The 17,477-nt window shown below is 71.5% G+C and carries 16 protein-coding genes; 4 read left to right on the forward strand and 12 right to left on the reverse strand.

Annotated features, from left to right (window positions below; translation table 11 throughout):
• Positions 1 to 124 precede the first annotated feature (124 nt).
• From FLX08_RS34920 to FLX08_RS34955, 8 genes are all read right to left on the reverse strand, one after another.
• The gene (locus FLX08_RS34920; protein ID WP_208761861.1) at positions 125 to 562 is read right to left on the reverse strand and encodes a lamin tail domain-containing protein; all 438 of its coding nucleotides are present in this window, start codon (positions 560 to 562) and stop codon (positions 125 to 127) included.
• 18 nt (positions 563 to 580) lie between these two features.
• Positions 581 to 1,522: a ribokinase gene (locus FLX08_RS34925; RefSeq protein WP_142624537.1), complete on the reverse strand. Its 942-nt coding sequence runs from the start codon at positions 1,520 to 1,522 to the stop codon at positions 581 to 583.
• A gap of 161 nt (positions 1,523 to 1,683) precedes the next feature.
• Positions 1,684 to 2,625 carry a nucleoside hydrolase gene (locus FLX08_RS34930; RefSeq protein ID WP_142624538.1) on the reverse strand — a complete coding sequence of 314 codons (942 nt, stop codon included), beginning with the start codon at positions 2,623 to 2,625 and terminating at the stop codon, positions 1,684 to 1,686.
• A gap of 1 nt (position 2,626) precedes the next feature.
• Positions 2,627 to 3,376 carry a glutamine amidotransferase gene (locus tag FLX08_RS34935; protein ID WP_142624539.1) on the reverse strand — a complete coding sequence of 250 codons (750 nt, stop codon included), beginning with the start codon at positions 3,374 to 3,376 and terminating at the stop codon, positions 2,627 to 2,629.
• Positions 3,377 to 3,407: 31 nt separating this feature from the next.
• Complete coding sequence (locus FLX08_RS34940) at positions 3,408 to 4,475, reverse strand: phosphotriesterase family protein (RefSeq protein WP_142624540.1); 1,068 nt, start codon at positions 4,473 to 4,475, stop codon at positions 3,408 to 3,410.
• Positions 4,472 to 5,497, reverse strand: coding sequence for an ABC transporter permease (locus tag FLX08_RS34945; RefSeq protein ID WP_142624541.1), 1,026 nt, complete (start codon positions 5,495 to 5,497; stop codon positions 4,472 to 4,474). The genes FLX08_RS34940 and FLX08_RS34945 overlap by 4 nt, the downstream gene beginning before the upstream one ends.
• Positions 5,494 to 6,273, reverse strand: a complete 780-nt coding sequence (locus FLX08_RS34950; protein WP_167530693.1) for an ATP-binding cassette domain-containing protein — start codon at positions 6,271 to 6,273, stop codon at positions 5,494 to 5,496. The genes FLX08_RS34945 and FLX08_RS34950 overlap by 4 nt, the downstream gene beginning before the upstream one ends.
• A 17-nt stretch (positions 6,274 to 6,290) precedes the next feature.
• Positions 6,291 to 7,271 carry a substrate-binding domain-containing protein gene (locus FLX08_RS34955; RefSeq protein ID WP_142624542.1) on the reverse strand — a complete coding sequence of 327 codons (981 nt, stop codon included), beginning with the start codon at positions 7,269 to 7,271 and terminating at the stop codon, positions 6,291 to 6,293.
• 206 nt (positions 7,272 to 7,477) lie between these two features.
• On the opposite strand from FLX08_RS34955, the gene FLX08_RS34960 reads away from it, so the two are divergent.
• The 3 genes from FLX08_RS34960 to FLX08_RS34970 all read left to right on the forward strand — a co-directional run bounded on the left by FLX08_RS34960 (position 7,478) and on the right by FLX08_RS34970 (position 10,978).
• Complete coding sequence (locus FLX08_RS34960) at positions 7,478 to 8,494, forward strand: LacI family DNA-binding transcriptional regulator (RefSeq protein WP_142624543.1); 1,017 nt, start codon at positions 7,478 to 7,480, stop codon at positions 8,492 to 8,494.
• Between the two features lie 30 nt (positions 8,495 to 8,524).
• A complete protein-coding gene (locus FLX08_RS34965) occupies positions 8,525 to 9,613 on the forward strand; it encodes a M20 family metallopeptidase (RefSeq protein WP_142624544.1) in 1,089 nt (362 codons plus the stop codon).
• 183 nt (positions 9,614 to 9,796) lie between these two features.
• Positions 9,797 to 10,978 (forward strand): cytochrome P450, encoded by a 1,182-nt coding sequence (locus FLX08_RS34970; protein ID WP_142624554.1) that lies wholly within the window; start codon positions 9,797 to 9,799, stop codon positions 10,976 to 10,978.
• 109 nt (positions 10,979 to 11,087) lie between these two features.
• On the opposite strand, the gene FLX08_RS34975 is transcribed toward FLX08_RS34970, so the two are convergent.
• The gene (locus FLX08_RS34975; RefSeq protein ID WP_142624545.1) at positions 11,088 to 12,392 is read right to left on the reverse strand and encodes an ammonium transporter; all 1,305 of its coding nucleotides are present in this window, start codon (positions 12,390 to 12,392) and stop codon (positions 11,088 to 11,090) included.
• Between the two features lie 127 nt (positions 12,393 to 12,519).
• Positions 12,520 to 13,131: a dienelactone hydrolase family protein gene (locus tag FLX08_RS34980; protein ID WP_208761862.1), complete on the reverse strand. Its 612-nt coding sequence runs from the start codon at positions 13,129 to 13,131 to the stop codon at positions 12,520 to 12,522.
• 74 nt (positions 13,132 to 13,205) lie between these two features.
• On the opposite strand from FLX08_RS34980, the gene FLX08_RS34985 reads away from it, so the two are divergent.
• Positions 13,206 to 13,856, forward strand: coding sequence for a helix-turn-helix transcriptional regulator (locus tag FLX08_RS34985; protein ID WP_142624546.1), 651 nt, complete (start codon positions 13,206 to 13,208; stop codon positions 13,854 to 13,856).
• 11 nt (positions 13,857 to 13,867) lie between these two features.
• Here FLX08_RS34985 and FLX08_RS34990 read toward each other — a convergent pair whose 3' ends face one another.
• Both FLX08_RS34990 and FLX08_RS34995 read right to left on the reverse strand, forming a co-directional pair.
• A complete protein-coding gene (locus FLX08_RS34990; protein ID WP_142624547.1) occupies positions 13,868 to 16,129 on the reverse strand; it encodes a catalase in 2,262 nt (753 codons plus the stop codon).
• A gap of 740 nt (positions 16,130 to 16,869) precedes the next feature.
• Positions 16,870 to 17,477, reverse strand: a 608-nt coding sequence (locus tag FLX08_RS34995; RefSeq protein ID WP_142624548.1) for an AfsR/SARP family transcriptional regulator, incomplete at its 5' end; no start/stop codon positions are given.

Below are 17,477 nucleotides of genomic sequence, written 5' to 3' on the forward strand. Positions count from 1 at the left end.
GACAGAGAGGGCGGCGAACCCGGTCGAAATCCCGCTGGGACCGCTGAATGTTTCACACGGCACGAGAGCGGACAAAGCGCCCCCCGGCGGCATCCCGCCGGGGGGCGTCACGGCCGCACCGCGGTCAGCAGATCTTGTAGTCCTGCCGCGAGGAGTTGTACGCGCAGGAGTCGACCAGCTTGCCGGAGGCGTTCCGCAGGAACGCCTTGTCCTTGGTCTGGTTCCAGATGTACGCGAGCGTGCCCCCGCTCCTGCCCCAGTAGACGGTGGTGGAGGTGTTCTTCCCCCGGCCGGTCCGCAGGGTGACCGTCTTCCCGGCTCCGAGAGTGAACCGGCCGAACGTGGAGACATGGTCGGAGCGCTTCGTGTCGTCGCGGACGGTCCAGTCCTTGAGGCCGACGGCCTTCTTCGTCGTGTTCTTGATCTGCACGTACTCGCCGTTCAGGCTGCTGTTCGCCCCGTTGTCCGGTGAGCCGGGCGAGTCGAAGTAGATCTTCGTGATCTGTACGGCGGGGCCCGCCGCGTGGGCGGGCTGGGAGACGGCGGCCACGCTGACGGCCACCGCTGCGACCGGGGCGCCTCAGTGAGCGGTTTCTCCGGCCATGGCATCGAGCAGTTCGTCCACCGCCTTCCGGTCGGGCAGGGAGGGGCCGGCGCCGGGCAGCGTGGTCGCCAGGGCCCCGGCGGCCATCCCGCGGCGGATCGCCGTGGAGATGTCGAGGCCCGCCGCGAGAGCCGCGCCGAAGGAGCCGGTGAAGGCGTCACCCGCGGCGGTCGTGTCCACGGGCGTCACGGGGTAGGCCGGGAAGTGCCGGGCGCGCTCGGGGGTGACCGACAGCGCGCCGGCCGATCCGAGCGTGATGAGCGCGTGCCGCACTCCGCGGTCGAGGAACCAGGCCGCGGCCCGCTCGGCGGACTCGACGTCGACGACCTCCACCCCGGTCAGCGCGGCGGCCTCGCTCTCGTTGGGGGTCACGACGGCGACGTGCGGCCACACCCGGTCGGGCAGCGGCTGGGCGGGCGCGGGATCGAGCACCACGGTCAGCCCGGCCCGTGCAGCCGCCTCCGCCGCGTGACAGGCGACCCCGGCCGGGATCTCGAGCTGGAGGAGCAGCACGCCCGCTCTGCCGCGCACGGCCCGGATGCTCTCGTCCACCATCTCGGCGGTGAGCTCGGCGTTGGCGAGCGGAGTCATGACGATGTCGTTCTCGCCCGACGCGTCCACCCTGATGTGCGCGACGCCCGTACGGCTGCCGACGGAGCGGACCTCCGTCAGCGCCACCCCGTGGGCGCGCAGCGCCGACGACACGATGTCGCCGAACGGGTCCGTGCCGACGCAGCCGACGAGCCAGGTGGGCGCTCCCGCACGAGCGGCGGCGACCGCCTGGTTGGCGCCCTTCCCCCCGAGGTTCACGGTGACGTCGTCGCCGAGAACGGTCTCCCCCCGGCGGGGAAGCCGGCGGGCGAAGGCGGTGACGTCCGCGGAGATGCTCCCGACGACGACGACACCTCTCGGTCGCATGGCGTTCCTCCTGTCTCAAGCTGTCAGGTGCATGGCGCGCGGGGCCCGGTGTACGGGGCCCGGTGTACGGGGCCCGGTGTACGGGGCCCGGTGTGCTGCCATCTCGTCCGGTCGCGCCCCGCGCGCGTGGCCGGCCTGCCGTACGCCGCGGGCGGCGACGCTCAGGAGACCCGGCCGAGCGTCTCGATCGCACCGATCATGAGATCCCAGAACCGGTCGCGATCCAGCCCGATCCCGACGTTCGCGTTGGGCTCCCAGTCCATGCGGCAGTGCAGGTCGGCCACGGTCGCGCCCCGGGTGTGCCGGCCGTCCAGCTCGATGCGCAGGCCCACCCGCTCGTACGTCATGACCGTGGGATCGATCAGGTACGCCACGGTGATCGGGTCGTGCAGCGGCGGCGCGGGGAACCCCCAGGTCTCGTGATAGGTGGAGCCGAAGAACGTGAGCAGCTCCACGCAGACGCGGGCGAGCGGGGTGCCGAGCGCCTCGATCCTGGCGAGCACGTCGGCGGTGACCAGCGCCTGGTGGCTGACGTTGAGCCCGACCCATGTCGTCGGCACGCCGCTGTCCAGCACCTCCGCCGCCGCCTCCGGATCGGCGTAGACGTTGAACTCCGCGTACGGCGTGTGGTTGCCGCGATCCGTGGAGCCCCCCATGATCACGATTTCCCTGATCCGCTCGCGGTCTTCGGGATGGCGGCGCAGCAGGGTGGCGATGTTCGTCAGCGGGCCGATGGCCACCACGGTCACCGGCTCGCCGGCGGCCGCCAGCGTGTCGTGGATGAGGTCCACGCCGTGGCGGGGGTCGAGCGGGACGCTCGGCTCCCCGAACGCCGGGCCGTCCAGGCCGCTCTCCCCGTGCACGTAGTCGCCGATCTCCAGCGGCGCCGCGAGCGGGCGGTCGCAGCCGGCGGCGACCGGCACATCGGTGACGCCTGCCAGGCTCAGCATCCGACGCGCGTTGAGCGCGGTCTTCTCCACCGTCTGGTTGCCCGCGACCGTCGCGACCGCGCGCAGGTCGATCGCCGGGTCGGCCACCGCGAGCAGGATGGCCATGGCGTCGTCGTGCCCGGGGTCGCAGTCGAGGATCACCGGGATCGGCATGTCAGATCTCCTTCGCGAGCCAGCGGACCGCCCGGGTGAACAGCGTGCGGTAGCCGTCCCAGGAGACGAACTCGTCGGGGCACCAGTGCGGCGCGATGTCGGAGGCCCAGGCGAGCGCCCGGCCCGCCCCGGCCTGCCGTACGGCGAGCAGGGGGTCGCCGGCGACGGTCGCGAGCAGCGTCGCGTCGTCGGGCAGGGCGAAGCGGTTGTAACCGAGCAGGTCGGGCCACTCGGCGGGGAGTCCGGCGACGATGGGGTGCGTCTCGTCGGCGAGCAGGCCGGGCACGCCCTGCGGGGCCTCGACGCGGTCGTCGTAGCGGGAGATCCGGGCGGGGAGCACCCGTTCGACCGCCGTGCCGGCGAACGCGGCCTTCGCCTCGAAGCCCTGGAAGCTCAGGTAGCCGCCCGCCATGGCGAGGCCGCCGCCCTGCTCCACCCAGCCGGCCAGCAGATCGAGCCGGTTGACGGTCTTCTCGCTGGCCAGCCAGGTGGCGGGGTGCAGCAGGATGCTGTTGGCCCCGATGTCGGAGAGCACGATCACGTCGTACGCGGCCAGCGCCTCGGGCGTGCCGGGGAACAGCGCGGGCACATCGTGCGCGGGCAGGTGGTCGACCTCGATGCCGTCGGCGACCAGGACGTCCCGCAGCGGATCGATTCCGGTGTGGTAGGTCGTCGAGGTGAACGAGTCGAAGCCCTTGTAGTGGGTCGACACGCTCACCCACGATTCGCCGGCGACCAGCACGCGGGTCATGGAAATCGTCTCCTTCTGTTCGTGTGTGTGATCAGTGGCCGCGCGCGGCGGCGAGGAAGAGCTCGCGCGGGTTGTCCGCGAGCAGCCGGGTGGTGTCACCGGCGGTCAGCCCGTGCCGGTGCAGGCGCGGCACGAAGTGGGTGAGGATGTGGGCGTAGCCGGTGCCGCCGTAGCGCACGAGCATGGTCTTCAGGAACACGTCCTGGGAGAGCAGGACCTTGTGCCCGAGCCCGGCGCGGACCAGCCAGGCCACGGCGGCGGCGTTCTCCTCGTCGCAGGGAGACTGGCCCTCGCCCGGATAGAGGTAGTCCATGCCGCACATGTCGTAGCCGAGGTAGGCGCCGCGCAGGGCGAGGGACACCTGGTAGTCGCGGTCCGCGCCGCTGGGGTTCAGGTGCGAGAGCACCGTGCCGGCGAGCAGGCCGCCCTCCTCGGCGACGACGTCGAGCACGCGGTGACCGTGCCGCACCCAGCCGGGGAGATGGACCGAGAGCGGCACGCCGGTGCGGGCCTGCGCCCGGGCCGCGCCGCGCAGCACCTTCTCCTCCTCGGCGGTGAAGTCCGGCGAGACGCCGATCTCGCCGATCACACCGGCCCGAACGCCGTCGACGCCTTCGGTCAGGTCGCGCTCGATCTCGTCGGCGATGTCCGCGGCGGTCATCGAGCGGACTCGGGCGGGGTGGGTCTTCTCGAGGTAGAAACCGCAGCCCATGACGATGTTCAGCCCGGTGGCACGGGCGATCGCGACCAGCTCGGCGGGCGCCCGCCCGATCCCCTCGGGAGTCACTTCGAGCACGGTGCGCCCGCCCCGCCCGGCGAACCTGCGCACCTCCTCGACGGCGGTCCCCGTGTCGTCCAGCGACACGTTGTCGCGAGAGAGGTACGGGTCGTTGCGGAGCCTGCCGAGGAACTCGATCCGTACGGGGTCGCGGGCGATCAGCTCGCCCTCGGCGTCGCCCTCGGGGGCGGGATGCCAGGCGCGGGCGCCGTCGTTGCGCAGGTGCTCGTGGCAGAGCGTGATCCCGAGGTCGTCGGGGGACACCGGGCCGAGCACCGTCGTCACGGTCGTCACGGCCGGAGGCAGGGGCGCGGACGTCATTTCCGGATCGCCCCGAACTTCGCCCACACCTTGCTGTTGGCGAAGATGGCCAGCAGCAGGATGCCGCCCTGGACGATCTGCACGTAGAACGGCGAGACGTGCAGCAGCACCAGGCCGTTGGCGATCACGCCGAGCGTGAGCGCGCCGAGGATCGTGCCGAGCATGCTCGCCCGGCCGCCGAAGAGGCTGGTGCCGCCGAGCACGACGGCCGTGATGACCTCCAGCTCGAAGCCGGATCCGGCGTTGGACGAGCCGGAGCTGAGGCGGGTGGCGATCAGCACGCCTGCGACCGCCGCCGCCAGGCCGGTGAGCACATAGACGGTCAGCCCGACCTTCCGCGTGTTCACGCCGGCGCGGCGCAGCGACTCGCCGTTGGAGCCGAGGCCGATGACGTAGCGGCCGAACGGCGTCCGGGTGAGGACGAGCCAGCCGACGAGCGCGATGATCACGGCGAGGATGGCCGGGACCGGCACCCCGGCGATGCGGCCCTGGCCGATCTGGACGATCCAGAGGTCCCCGTCGATGGGGGTCGAGTAGCCCTCGGTGGCGCGCAGCGCCGTACCCCGCATGATCGACAGCATGGCGAGCGTGACGATGAACGGCGGGATGTTCTGGTAGGAGGAGAACCACCCGTTCACGAACCCGATCAGCGCGCCGAGCGCGAGGATCGCGACCAGGGCGAGGGTGGGGTTCCACCCGTGCTGCAGCACGATCGCGAGCAGCGACCCGGACAGCGCGACGGTGGACCCGACCGACAGGTCGATGCCGGACGTGCTGATCACGAAGGTCATCGCGGTCGCCACGACCAGCGTGGGGGCGATCTGCCGCAACAGGTTGAAAATGTTGCCGGTCGTGGCGAACCGGTCGGCGGAGAACGCGAAGAAAATCAGCAGGACCACCAGAACGGCCGCGATGGCGATCGTCTGCGCGTGCCGGCCGATGTGGGCACTGGCCCTGGCCGACCTGGTGGTGACGACCCGCCGGCTGGTCCCGGCTCCGGTGGCGGTCTTGGTGGGGGTCACCGTCGCCTCCCCTCCTTGTCCTCCTCGTCGTGGGCGACGATCTCCGACACGAGCCGTTCGAGGCTGGTGCTCCGGGCGTCCAGGTCGGCCCTGAGCGTGCCCTCGTACATGACGCACAGCCGGTCGCAGACCCGGAAGAGGTCCTGCAGGCGGTGCGTGATGAGGATCACCGAGACGTCCTGGGCCGAGACCGTCTTGATCAGTTCGAGGACGGTCTCGACCTCGGCGACGGCGAGCGCCGCCGTCGGCTCGTCGAGAATGAGCAGTTTGGGGCCGAACGTCACCGCCCGGGCGATGGCGACCGCCTGCCGCTGTCCGCCGGACAGCCCTCCGACGGGGATGTCCGTCAGCGGGATCCGGATGTTCAGGGCGTCGAGGTGACGACGGGCGTCCGCGTGCATCCTGCGCACGTCGAGCATCATCCCGCCGGCCCTGCGCGGCTCCCTGCCGAGGAACAGGTTCCCGGCCACGTCGATGTCGTCGCAGAGCGCGAGGTCCTGGTAGACCATCTCGATGCCCAGTTCGCGGGCGTCCTTGGGGCTGGCGAAGGCGACCGGCCGGCCGTCGAAGACGATCTCGCCGGAGTCCGGCACGACTGCGCCGGCCAGCACCTTCATGAGGGTGGACTTGCCGGCGGCGTTGTCGCCGACGAGCCCCACCACCTCTCCCGGGCCGACGCGCAGCGTCACGCCGCGCAGCGCGTCGACCATTCCGTAGCGCTTGCGGATGTCGCGCATGACCACCCGGTCGGCGCGCCCCGCCTCTTGGTCCGTCATGCGAGTCCCTTCGCCGCTCACTTGAAGGTGGCGCGGTACGGGTCGACGTTGTCCTTGGTCACGATCGTCACGGGCACGTCGATCTTCTTCTTCGCCTGGGCGCCGCCGATCAGGGCCTTGGCCTCCTTGACGGCCTCGTAGCCCTCGGTCTTCGGGTCCTGCTGGACCACCCCGGCGACGAACCCCTCGTCGATGCCGTCGATGGCCTCCTTGGTCAGGTCCCAGCCGAAGACCTTGATCCGGTCGGCCGCGTTCTGCGACTTCACCGCGGCGACCGTGCCGAGCAGGGCCGGCTCGCCGGTGGCGTACACGATGTTCATGTCGGACCGGGAGGTGAGCAGGTTCTCCGCGGCCGTCATCGCGGCCTCCTGCTTGTTCTGCCCGTCGACCGTCTGCACGATCTTGGCGCCGGCGCCCTCGACGGTCTTGTTGAAGTCGTCCTTGCGGATGTTCTGGATGAAGGAGTTCAGCGCACCCACCACGCCGATCTTCGGCGCGCTCAGTCCCTGCGCCTGAGCCCACTTGTTGACGAACTCGCCCGCCTGCCGGGCCGCCGCCGCGTTGTCCACGCCCACCTGGGTGTCGACGGCGGGCGAGTCGACGATCGCGTCCACGGCGACGACCTTCAGTCCGGCGTCCTTGGCGATCTTCACGGCGGGCTTGATGCCCTCGACGTCGATGGCGACCACGATGACCGCGTCGAACTGCTGCTGGACGAAGTTGTCGACGGCCTCGTTCTGCTTGGCCGGGTCGTCGTTGGCGTTGAAGATCGTGAGATCGACGTTCGCCTCCTTCGCCGCCTGCTGGGCGCCGGCGTTCATCTCGTTGAAGAAGATCGCCTGCTGGTTGATCTGGACCAGTCCGACCCGCGGCCGGTCTCCGCCGGAGCCTCCGGAAGCGCCGGAGTCGTCCGAGCCGCCACACGCCGCCGCCAGCAGGCCGGTGGCCAGGATCGTCGTCGCCGCTGTCAGGCGGATGAGCCTCGTGGATCGAGCCATGAGAGAGGAACCTTTCGGGGGGTCGGGCAGGGATGGGTCACCGGTTGGGTAATCGATTACCCGAGTTTCGGGCATGCTAGTGGGGCCAAAAAAGCAGCGTCAAGATGCAGTTTCCTCACCAAACCTCTATCGTTCCTTGTGATCCCGGCAGTCCAGGACGCTGCAAGGTCGATCGTTGGTAAAGATCAAGGGAAATCGATTACACGATGGGCGTGACGATTCACGACGTGGCACGAGCGGCCGGCGTCTCCGTGGCATCGGCCTCCCGTGCCCTCTCGGGGCGGCGCAAGGTCACGCCCGAGGTCGCCGAGCGGGTGGCGCGCGCCGCGGCCGAGCTCGGTTACCAGCCGAACGCGGTCGCCAAGGCGCTGCGCGACCAGACCACCGGCACGATCGGGATGGTCGTGCCGGGCATCGGCAACCCGTTCTTCACGACGATCGTCGAGGCGGTGGAGCGCGAGCTGCAGAACTCCGGCACCGACCTGCTGCTGTGCTCGTCCCAGTACAGCCCACAGGTCGAGGCGCGCAGGCTGGAGACCCTGCTGGCCCGGCGCGTGGACGGGCTGATCATCAGCCCGTGCGACATCGAGGCCAGCGTCCCGGCGGTGCTCGACGCGGCCCGCCGGGTGCCGCTGGTGCAGCTCGACCGTTACATCGAGGGCGGCGGGGCCGACTGGGTGGGCGTGGACGACGAGGCCGGGCTGGCCCTCGCGGTCGACCATGTGATCGCGGGCGGGGCCCGCTCCGTGGTCTTCGCCGGGAGCCGGCTGGTGAGCTCCTCCGCCCGGTTGCGGCTCAGCGGTTTCGAGCGCGCCGCCGCGCGGACCGGCGTCGAGGTTCTGCCGCCGCTGCTGGGCGAGTTCACCCTCGAATGGGGCGTCGAGGCCGGGCGCGTGCTGCTCGACGCCGGGCGGCTGCCGGACGCCGTCGTCTGCGCGAACGACGAGATCGCCGTGGGCCTGGTGCGGTCGCTGCGGTTCGGCGGCAGGCGCGTCCCCGAGGACGTGGCCGTGGTGGGATTCGACGACGTGGGACACGCGACCATGTGCGATCCGCCGCTCAGCACCGTGCGCCAGCCGGTGGAGGAGATGGCGGCCGAGGCCGTGCGCCTGCTCGGCCAGGTCAAGGCCGGCGATCCCCGGCCCGCGCAGCGCATCGCCATCGCTCCCAGGCTCGTCGTGCGGCAGACCAGCCGGCCGGTGGCGGCCGGCGTCCCGGACTGAGTGAGGGACTGAGTGAGGGAAGGAGGCCGCGTGGACGAGGCGGTCGAGCTGACACGCGAGCTGATCAGGATCGACTCGGTGGGCGGAGGCGAGGCCGCGGTCGCCGGCCCCCTCGCGAGACGGCTGTCGGACGCCGGTTTCGCGGTGCGCACGCACGCGCACGCGCCCGGCCGCACCGGGCTGGTCGCCCGCTGGGGGACGGGCGAGCCGGTGACGCTGACCGGGCACCTCGACACGGTGCCGCTGGGCGGGCAGGCGTGGCGGCACGCGCCGCACGGCGCGGAGATCGACGGCGACCGCCTGTACGGGCGCGGTTCGAGCGACATGAAGGCCGGCGTCGCCGCACTGGTGGTCGCCGCCGAGCGGCACGTGCGCCGCACCGGGCCGAAGACCGCGCTGGAGATGGTCTTCACCGTGGGCGAGGAGACCGGCTGCGAGGGCGCGGCGGACATGGTGACCGCGGGCCTGGTGAGCAGGTCGCGCGCCCTGCTGGTGGCCGAACCGACCGCCAACCGGGTGCTGCTCGGGCACAAGGGCGCGCTCTGGCTGGAGGCCACGACGCGGGGCACGACGGCGCACGGCTCGATGCCGCACCTGGGCGACAACGCGATCTACAAGCTCGCCCGCGTCATCGGCGCCGTCGAGACGTTCGACCCCGGGGTGCCGGACCACCCCTGGCTCGGCCCCTCCACGGTGAACGTGGGAACGGTGCGCGGCGGGATCAACGTGAACTCGGTGCCCGACCTGGCCTCCGCGACCATCGACCTGCGCACCGTCGCCGGTCAGGACCACGGACGGCTCCGCGAGCGGCTGCAGGCCGCGCTCGGCGACGAGGCGGCCCTCGACGTGCTCGTGGACCTGCCCGCGATCTGGACGGAGCCGGACGACCCCGTCGTACGGACCCTGGTCGAGGCGGGGGCGGGCGCGCCCGGCGACCGCCCGGCCGCCAGCTACTTCACCGACGCCTCGGTCCTCGCCGTCGCCTGCGGCGGGGCGCCCACGGTCGTCTGCGGCCCGGGTGAGCCCGAGCAGGCGCACGTCACCGACGAGTACTGCCTGGTCCACCGGATCGAGGAGGCCGTCGAGATCTACACCACCGCCCTCGCGCGCCTCGCCTGACCGCCGCGGCCGGCCCGGCGACCGGCCGTCCGGCATCGGACGCCGCCGCTCGGGCCGGGTCACCTGCGTGGGCCGCCACAGTCGTGTCACGGCCGTCCACGGCGGACACCGGACGATTATGGTCGGATCTATGGCAAGGTGATCACCACGCTTCCGGTCACTCGAGGAGGTCGCGTGCGCGACATGTCCCCGCCTCTGCACATGCGGCGGGACGGATTCCATCCCGCCCCAGAGCTCTCCGCGCTGCGGAACGACGAAGGGGTGGCCCGGATCCGCACCGTCTTCGGCTCCGACGCCTGGCTGGTCACCAGGTTCGAGGACGTCCGTACGGTGCTGAGCCATCCCGAGCTGTACAGCAACGCGCTCGTGCCGCCGCTCCGGCCGCCGGGCGCGCCGCCGCCGAGCCCGGAGGAGGTCGCCGAGATGCGCGCCGGCAACCTGCTCGGCTCCGACCCGCCCGAGCACACCCGGCTGCGCCGGATGCTCACGGCCGAGTTCACGGTTCGCCGGATGCGCCGGCTGGAGCCCCGGGTCCAGCAGATCGTCGACGACCATCTGGACGCCATGGAGCGCGGCGGGCCGCCCGCCGATCTGGTGACCGACTTCGCCCTCCCGGTGCCCTCGCTGGTGATCTGCGAGCTGCTGGGCGTGCCGTACGCCGACCGGGCCGGTTTCCAGGACACGTCCACGCGGATCCTCGACGTGTCCCTGTCGCCGGACGAACGCGCGGCGGCGGCGTCGGAGTCCCGGGCGTACATCGCGAGCCTGATCAAGATGTTCCGGAAGGATCCCGGTGAGGACCTGCTCGGGATGCTCGTACGCGAGCACGGCGACGAGCTGAGCGACACCGAGCTCTCGGGCATCGGCAGCCTGCTGCTGCTCGCCGGGCACGAGACCACGGCCAACATGCTGTCGTTGGGCACGTTCGCCCTGCTGCGGCACCCCGACCAGCTCGCGCTGCTGCGCGACGAGCCCGACCGGGTGGACGCCGCCGTCGAGGAGCTGCTGCGGTGGCTGAGCATCGTGCATTCCGGCACGATCAAGCTCACCACGACCGAGGTCCGGCTGGGCGGACAGACCATCGGCGCCGGCGAGACCGTCATCTGCTCCCTTCCCGCCGCGAACCGCGACCCGGGGCTCTTCTCGAACCCGGATGAGCTGGACATCCGCCGGGACGCCATCGGGCACGTCGCGTTCGGGCACGGCATCCATCACTGCCTCGGGGCTCCCCTGGCCCGCATGGAGATGCGCATCGCGTTCCCCGCCCTGCTGAGCAGATTCCCCGGCCTGCGGCTGGCGGGCGAGCCCCAGTTCCGCTCCATGACCGTCGTACACGGCGTGACCACGATGCCGATCGCCTGGTAGGCGTCCTGGCAGGCGTTCCGCTCACCGCCGAGCGGCCGGCCCTCCGGCGTCCGACGCCAAGGGCCGGCTCTCGCCCGCACCCGTCGAAATTGCGGACGAACCTGGTTGATCAGGTCGTGGGGCGCGGATCCGGCTGCGCCGGCACGGGGCGGTGGGTGCGCAGCCGGACGGCGTGGTCGAGAACGCCGTGGTCGTAGGCGGTCTCCGCGTGCAGTGCCAGGTCGACGCCGGACACCTCGTCCTCCTCGCTCACCCGGAAGCCCATGAGCCGATGGATCAGCTTGCCGATCCCGTAGGTGACCGCGAAGGCGTACAGCGCGACCACCGGCACCGCCAGCGCCTGCTTGCCGAGCTGGGCCAGCCCGCCGCCGTACAGCAGGCCCCGGGGGCCGTCGACGCCGGTGAGGGTGCGGGTGGCCAGCAGCCCGATGAGCAGGGTGCCGGCGACGCCGCCGACCAGGTGCACGCCGACCACGTCGAGGGAGTCGTCGTAGCCGTGCCGGAACTTCCAGCCGACCGCCTGCGAGCAGATCATGCCCGCGGCCAGGCCGATCACCAGGGCGCCCAGCACGTCGACCGAGCCGCACGACGGGGTGATCGCGACCAGCCCGGCCACGACCCCCGAGGCGACCCCGAACGTGGTGGGGTGGCCGTCGCGGCGCTGCTCCACCAGCAGCCAGCCCAGCAGGCCGGTGCACCCCGCGGCCAGGGTGTTGAGGAAGACGGCGGCGGCGGTGCCGTTCGCGGCCAGCGCCGAACCGGCGTTGAACCCGAACCAGCCGAACCAGAGCAGCCCGGCGCCGAGCAGCACCAGGGGCAGGTTGTGCGGGCGCATGGCCTCGGCCTTGAACCCGATCCGCGGCCCGAGCACCAGCGCCATGGCGAGCCCGGAGGCCCCCGAGGTGATCTCCACGACCAGGCCGCCCGCGTAGTCGAGCGTGCCCATGCTCTGGATCCAGCCGCCGGGTCCCCACACCCAGTGCGCGATGGGCGCGTAGACCACGAGCGCCCACACCGGGACGAAGACCATCCAGGCCGAGAAGCGGGCCCGGTCGGCGATGGCACCGCTGATCAGGGCCGCGGTGATGACGGCGAAGGTGAGCTGGAACGTCGCGAACAGCAGCGTCGGCACCTGCCCGGTGACCGACTCCGTGGTGATGTCGTGCAGCCCCACGTGGGCGAGGCCGCCGATCAGGCCCCCGATGTCGGGGCCGAACGCCAGGCTGTAGCCGGCGGCCAGCCAGACGAGGGTGACCAGGGCGATCGAGACGAAGCTCATCATGATCATGTTGAGCACGCTCTTGGCCCTGACCATCCCGCCGTAGAAGAAGGCCAGGCCGGGCGTCATCAGCAGGACGAGCGCGGTGCAGGCCAGGAGCCAGGCCGTGGCGCCGCCGTCTACCTTCACCGGCATGTCATCGCCTCACACTCCTCGGGGTGGTCGTCCGGCGGATCCGCCACGGGCGCACCATGAGACTCACCGCCGACCGTTTCACGGCGTTTCCGGGAGTGTTACCGCGATGTTTCTTATTTCGAGGGCGTTACCGGCTCCTCTCCGGACCCCCGTCCGGGCTGTGCGCCGGGCCTTGCTCGACCAGTTCCGCGGCCAGCAGCTCCCGTACGCGCCGCCAGGCGTCGCCGGCCGCCGCGGCGTCGAACGTGTCGCGGCGGTCGCACAAGAACCCGTGACCGGCGCCGGGATATTCGACGATCTCGTGGCGTACGGCGGCAGCCCCCAGCGCGTCCGCGATCGCCCGGCGGTGGCCGGGCGGGACGACGCGCGCGCAGCCCCGCGTACGCAGGTGGCCGACGGCGGCGCGCACGTCGTCCACCGCATGGTCCCGCGTCATCCGGTGGAGGAGTTCGAAGCCGCGCTCCCGGCCCGCCGCGTCGTGCGGGAGCTCGACCATGGAGGCGTCGCGGTGATAGAGGTCCGGTGCCAGCGCGACGTGTCCGTCCACGGCCAGCCGCTCGCAGACGTCGCGGACGTGGGCGCTGACGCCGAAGAGCTCCATCGCCACGACCACGCCGGGGAAGCGCCCCGGGTCCGCGGGGCGGGCGAGGAAGCCGCCCATCCGCGACCCGTCGGCGACGGTCATCTCGACCGACTCGGTGAGGATCCGGTGGGAAGCAGGCGAAGGTCGTGTGGTCACGCGACGACGCTAATGTCGTCTTATCCCCGTAACCACAGGACGTTCATGCTCGTAACCGCAGTATCAGGATCGTCATGACCGATGCCGTCGATCCCGCGCGGCTGAGGGAGCTGGGCGACTTCCTGCGTTCCCGGAGAGACCGCCTGCGCCCGGCCGACGTGGGGCTTCCCCCGGGCGCCCGGCGCCGCACACCCGGCCTCCGGCGGGAGGAGGTCGCCACGCTCGCGGCGATCTCCCCGACCTACCTCGCCTTCCTGGAGCAGGGCCGCGACGTGCGCCCCTCGCGTCAGGTCCTCGACGCGCTGGCCGGCGCGCTGCGCCTCGGCGCCGCCGAGCGGGCGCACCTGCCCGAGGCCCGCAACATGCTCTGGTGGATGTTCACCGACCCGGCCGCGCGCACCGTCTTCGCCGAGTGGGAGCAGGAGGCGTCCGCGCCGCTCGCGCGCTTCCGTTCCGCCGCCGCCCGCCACCAGGGCGACCCCGGGTTCGAGGAGCTCGCCGCCCGGCTCACGGCCGCCAGCCCGGAGGTGCGCGCGTGGTGGCCGCGGCACGACATCCCGCCGCTGAGCTCGGGCACCAAGCGGCTGCGGCATCCGGTGCTCGGCGAGCTCGAACTGCGGCACGTCGTCCTCCTCACCGCCGACGACGTCGAGCAGAAGCTCGTCGCGTTCCTCGCCTCCGACGCCGACCAGGCGCGGATCGCCGAACTGATCACCACTGGTTAGCGCACGCGGCGTCAGGCCACCGAGGCGGGGAACCGTTCCCAGACCCGGTGGGCGGCCATCAGCCGCCGCACGGCGGTGAAGACCTCCGTGGCCGAGTCACCGGACACCACGCCCGGTGTGCCGGAGACTCCCGACCGGGCGAGCAGGTTCGCGCCCTCGCCCCAGGCGCCGATGACCTTGGCGTGCCGCCAGCACTCCTCGATCATGAGCGTCACCCGCGGATCGACCGCGAGGGAGTCGCCGGCGCCCGCCTTGGCGTCGCGCGCCGGCAGGGCGTCGGGGGCCGGCGCCGGGGCGGCCGCCACCAGCAGGGCGTCGAACTCGACCGACCGGGCGGTGGCGAAGGTCCGCTGCACGGGCATGTCGCCCAGCATCCCGCCGTGCGGGGCGATCAGCAGCGGCACCATGCCGGCGGCGAACACGTCCCTGCGCAGGTCGCGTACGCCGTCGAGGTCGGCGCCGTCGTCCGCGACGATGCCGACCATGCGGCCGTCACCCGGCCACTCCTTGCCCACCTGCGAGAGCGCGGGGCTCGGCGCGGGGTCGGCGAGCGGCAGGGCCGGCTCCGGCACGGGCAGGCCCAGCCCGGTGGCGACCTCCCGGCAGAGGACCGGGTCGATGTTCGCCAGGCATCGGAGCTGACGCTCCTTGATCGCCTGCTCGTAGCACTTGCCCAGCTCGAAGGTGTACGCGCGGATGATGTGCTCCTTCTCCACCGGCGACATGCTCAGCCAGAACAGGCGGGCCTGGCTGAAGTGGTCGTCGAAGGACACGGGGTTGGCCCGGACCTTCCTCGCCCTGGCCACCTCGACCGGGATGTCGACGAACGCGTTCTCGGCGTCCCCGGCGACGAACGGGTTGCCGCCGTCCAGGGAGTTCGGCCGGTACGGCGCGACCCCGGTGTGCACGGCGTGCTGGTGGAAGCCGTCCCGGAGCATGTCGTTGACCGGGCAGTGCGGACGATTGATCGGGATCTGCGCGAAGTTCGGGCCGCCCAGCCGCGTGATCTGGGTGTCGAGATAGGAGAACAGCCGCGTCTGCAGCAGTGGGTCGTCGGTGACGTCGATCCCCGGCGGCAGGTGGCCGACGTGGAAGGCGACCTGTTCGACCTCGGCGAAGAAGTTCGTCGGCGTCCGGTCGAGCGTCATCCGGCCGACGGGCTGCACCGGCGCGAGCTCCTCGGGCACGATCTTGGTCGGGTCGAGCAGGTCGATGCCCTCGAAGGTCTGGTCCGGCGTGTCGGGGAACACCTGGATGCCGAGCTCCCACTCGGGATGGGCGCCGGCCTCGATCGCGTCGTACAGGTCGCGCCGGTGGAAGTCGGGGTCCATACCGCTGAGCATCTGCGCCTCTTCCCAGGTCAGGGAGTGCACGCCGAGCTTGGGCTTCCAGTGGAACTTGACCAGCACCGTCTCCCCCGCCTCGTTGACGAGCCGGAAGGTGTGGACGCCGAAGCCCTCCATCATCCGGAAGGAGCGCGGAATTCCCCGGTCGGACATGTTCCACATGGTGTGGTGCTGCGCCTCGGTGTGCAGGGAGACGAAATCCCAGAACGTGTCGTGCGCGCTCTGCGCCTGGGGGATCTCCCTGTCCGGGTGCGGCTTGGCCGCGTGGATGACGTCGGGGAACTTGATGCCGTCCTGGATGAAGAACACCGGGATGTTGTTCGCGACGAGATCGAAGGTGCCCTCGTCCGTGTAGAACTTCGTCGCGAAGCCGCGGGTGTCGCGGACCGTGTCGGCCGATCCGCGCGAGCCGAGGACGGTGGAGAACCGCACGAAGACGTCGGTCTTCTTCCCCTTCTTGAGGAAGCCGGCCCTGGTCACCGCCGAGGCGGTGCCGTACGCCTCGAACACGCCGTGCGCGCCCGCGCCCCGGGCGTGGACGACGCGCTCGGGGATGCGCTCGTGGTCGAAGTGCGTGATCTTCTCGCGCAGGTGGTGGTCCTGCAGCAGGGTCGGGCCGCGCTCGCCTGCCTTCAGCGAGTGGTCGGTGTCGCGCAGCCGCGCCCCCTGCGCCGTGGTGAGGTAGGCGCCCTGCTGGCCCCTCGACGTGGCGGGCGCGCCGGTCTCCGCTCCGGTCGGCGTGACGGTCGCGGGAGCGCCCTGCTCCTTCTTCGGCGGCAGCGGGTCGCGCGGCGTCGACGGCTCCTCGACGGTCGCCGGGGCGCTGGCCGGCGCGCCGGGAACGTCCGGCTCCAGGAAATCGGTCACCTTCTCGGCCGCGTTCTCCACGACGTCCTTGACGGCCTTGACGGGCTTGCTGGCATCCATTGGCGAAGTCCTCCATGGAGCGATCCGGGCACGTCCGCGCCGCCTTACCCGCAGGTAGGGGAGCCAAACACGCCGGTCCGCCCAGAGACCGGCCGCCGCTCTGGGGATCTGTGCCGCGTTACTTCAGGGCGTTCGCGGCGAGCCCCCGCGGTGGACCGCGCCAGACCATCAGTCCCGCCTCACGGACGCGGCAGTCGGCTCAGCGCCCGGCGCTCCACGACCAGGAAGACCAGGGAGAGGGCAGTATGTCTGGTGCACCCGGCAGGACCGTGAGGACGTCTCACCGCGGCCGGACTGGAGCGTTCCCACATCGGCACGCGAGCCGGCGATCGTTGTGGATTCGTCGGACGCGCGCTCTCCGGGGTGCGCCGACCGGGCGGGCGGCCACGGCGCCCGATCGCGAGATGCACCCGGCGGAGACGAGGCGGCATCCATCCCGCCACACTGCGGTTTACAAGAATCTCACTGCGGTTCCAAGCCTCCGTCAGCACGGCCCGTCCGCCGACGGCGCTTCAACCGCAGCGAGCGCCAATGACGCAGGTGTGCCCGCGCCTGCGGAGCGCGGTAGAAGTTTCACCGTCGGCCGGAGCGAAAAGGGCCACGACTAATCGGTGGATAGCACGGAGTTCAAAACCGGCAATCCACTACGGTGATGATGAGTGACGTCCCCTGAGAATGCGGTCCGCGCTCCCGCGCTTATGGACCGATTTATCCACCCCGTTCAATCCCCGTTTTGAACTTCAATTGATGGTGCGCCCGCGTCCTCCCCGCCCGGCGGGTTGCCGAGGGGGGACGGACGCGGTCTCGCGGTGACCATTGACGAGCACCTCGTGCTGCAGTCGCTGTAACTGCGCGGAAGGCTCCAATCCCAGTTCCCTGTGCAAGGTCGAGCGGACGGACTGATAGGCGCGCAACGCCTCGCTACGCCTGCCGACCTGGTGCAGGGCCTTGATCAGCTGGCCGTGGAGCCATTCATTGAACGGATGCTCCGCGACCAGCGCGCGCAGCTCGGCGATGAGCTCGGAGTGACGCCCCAGCTGGCTGTCGGCCTGGATACGCAGCTCCAGGGCGCGCATCCGCTGTTCCTCCAGGCTCGCGGCGTACGACGCGAGGATCCGGCCCTGCGGCACGTTGGCCAGGGGCGAGTCGGTCCACAAACCGAGCGCGTGGCGCAAGGTCTCGGCGGCATCGCCAGGCCGGCCCTCGTTCAGCTCCGTGCGCCCCCGCGCGACGAGTTGATCGAAGTTCTCCACATCGAGAGCGCCCTCGGGGACCCGGAGCAGGTAACCCGGCCATTTGGTGAGGAGGATCTCCTCCGCGGAGCCGCTGCAGCGCATGCCGATGAGTT

Source organism: Microbispora hainanensis, from assembly GCF_006874475.1.
GTDB classification, from domain to species: domain Bacteria; phylum Actinomycetota; class Actinomycetes; order Streptosporangiales; family Streptosporangiaceae; genus Microbispora; species Microbispora hainanensis.

Bases quoted from the DNA above. Each gene is read 5' to 3' on its own strand.
- FLX08_RS34950 (WP_167530693.1), bottom strand. From the start codon at position 6,273: ATGACGGACCAAGAGGCGGGGCGCGCCGACCGGGTGGTCATGCGCGAC.
- FLX08_RS34955 (WP_142624542.1), bottom strand. From the start codon at position 7,271: ATGGCTCGATCCACGAGGCTCATCCGCCTGACAGCGGCGACGACGATC.
- FLX08_RS34990 (WP_142624547.1), bottom strand. From the start codon at position 16,129: ATGGATGCCAGCAAGCCCGTCAAGGCCGTCAAGGACGTCGTGGAGAAC.
- FLX08_RS34940 (WP_142624540.1), bottom strand. From the start codon at position 4,475: ATGACGTCCGCGCCCCTGCCTCCGGCCGTGACGACCGTGACGACGGTG.
- FLX08_RS34935 (WP_142624539.1), bottom strand. From the start codon at position 3,376: ATGACCCGCGTGCTGGTCGCCGGCGAATCGTGGGTGAGCGTGTCGACC.
- FLX08_RS34985 (WP_142624546.1), top strand. From the start codon at position 13,206: ATGACCGATGCCGTCGATCCCGCGCGGCTGAGGGAGCTGGGCGACTTC.
- FLX08_RS34970 (WP_142624554.1), top strand. From the start codon at position 9,797: ATGTCCCCGCCTCTGCACATGCGGCGGGACGGATTCCATCCCGCCCCA.
- FLX08_RS34960 (WP_142624543.1), top strand. From the start codon at position 7,478: ATGGGCGTGACGATTCACGACGTGGCACGAGCGGCCGGCGTCTCCGTG.
- FLX08_RS34930 (WP_142624538.1), bottom strand. From the start codon at position 2,625: ATGCCGATCCCGGTGATCCTCGACTGCGACCCCGGGCACGACGACGCC.
- FLX08_RS34925 (WP_142624537.1), bottom strand. From the start codon at position 1,522: ATGCGACCGAGAGGTGTCGTCGTCGTCGGGAGCATCTCCGCGGACGTC.
- FLX08_RS34975 (WP_142624545.1), bottom strand. From the start codon at position 12,392: ATGCCGGTGAAGGTAGACGGCGGCGCCACGGCCTGGCTCCTGGCCTGC.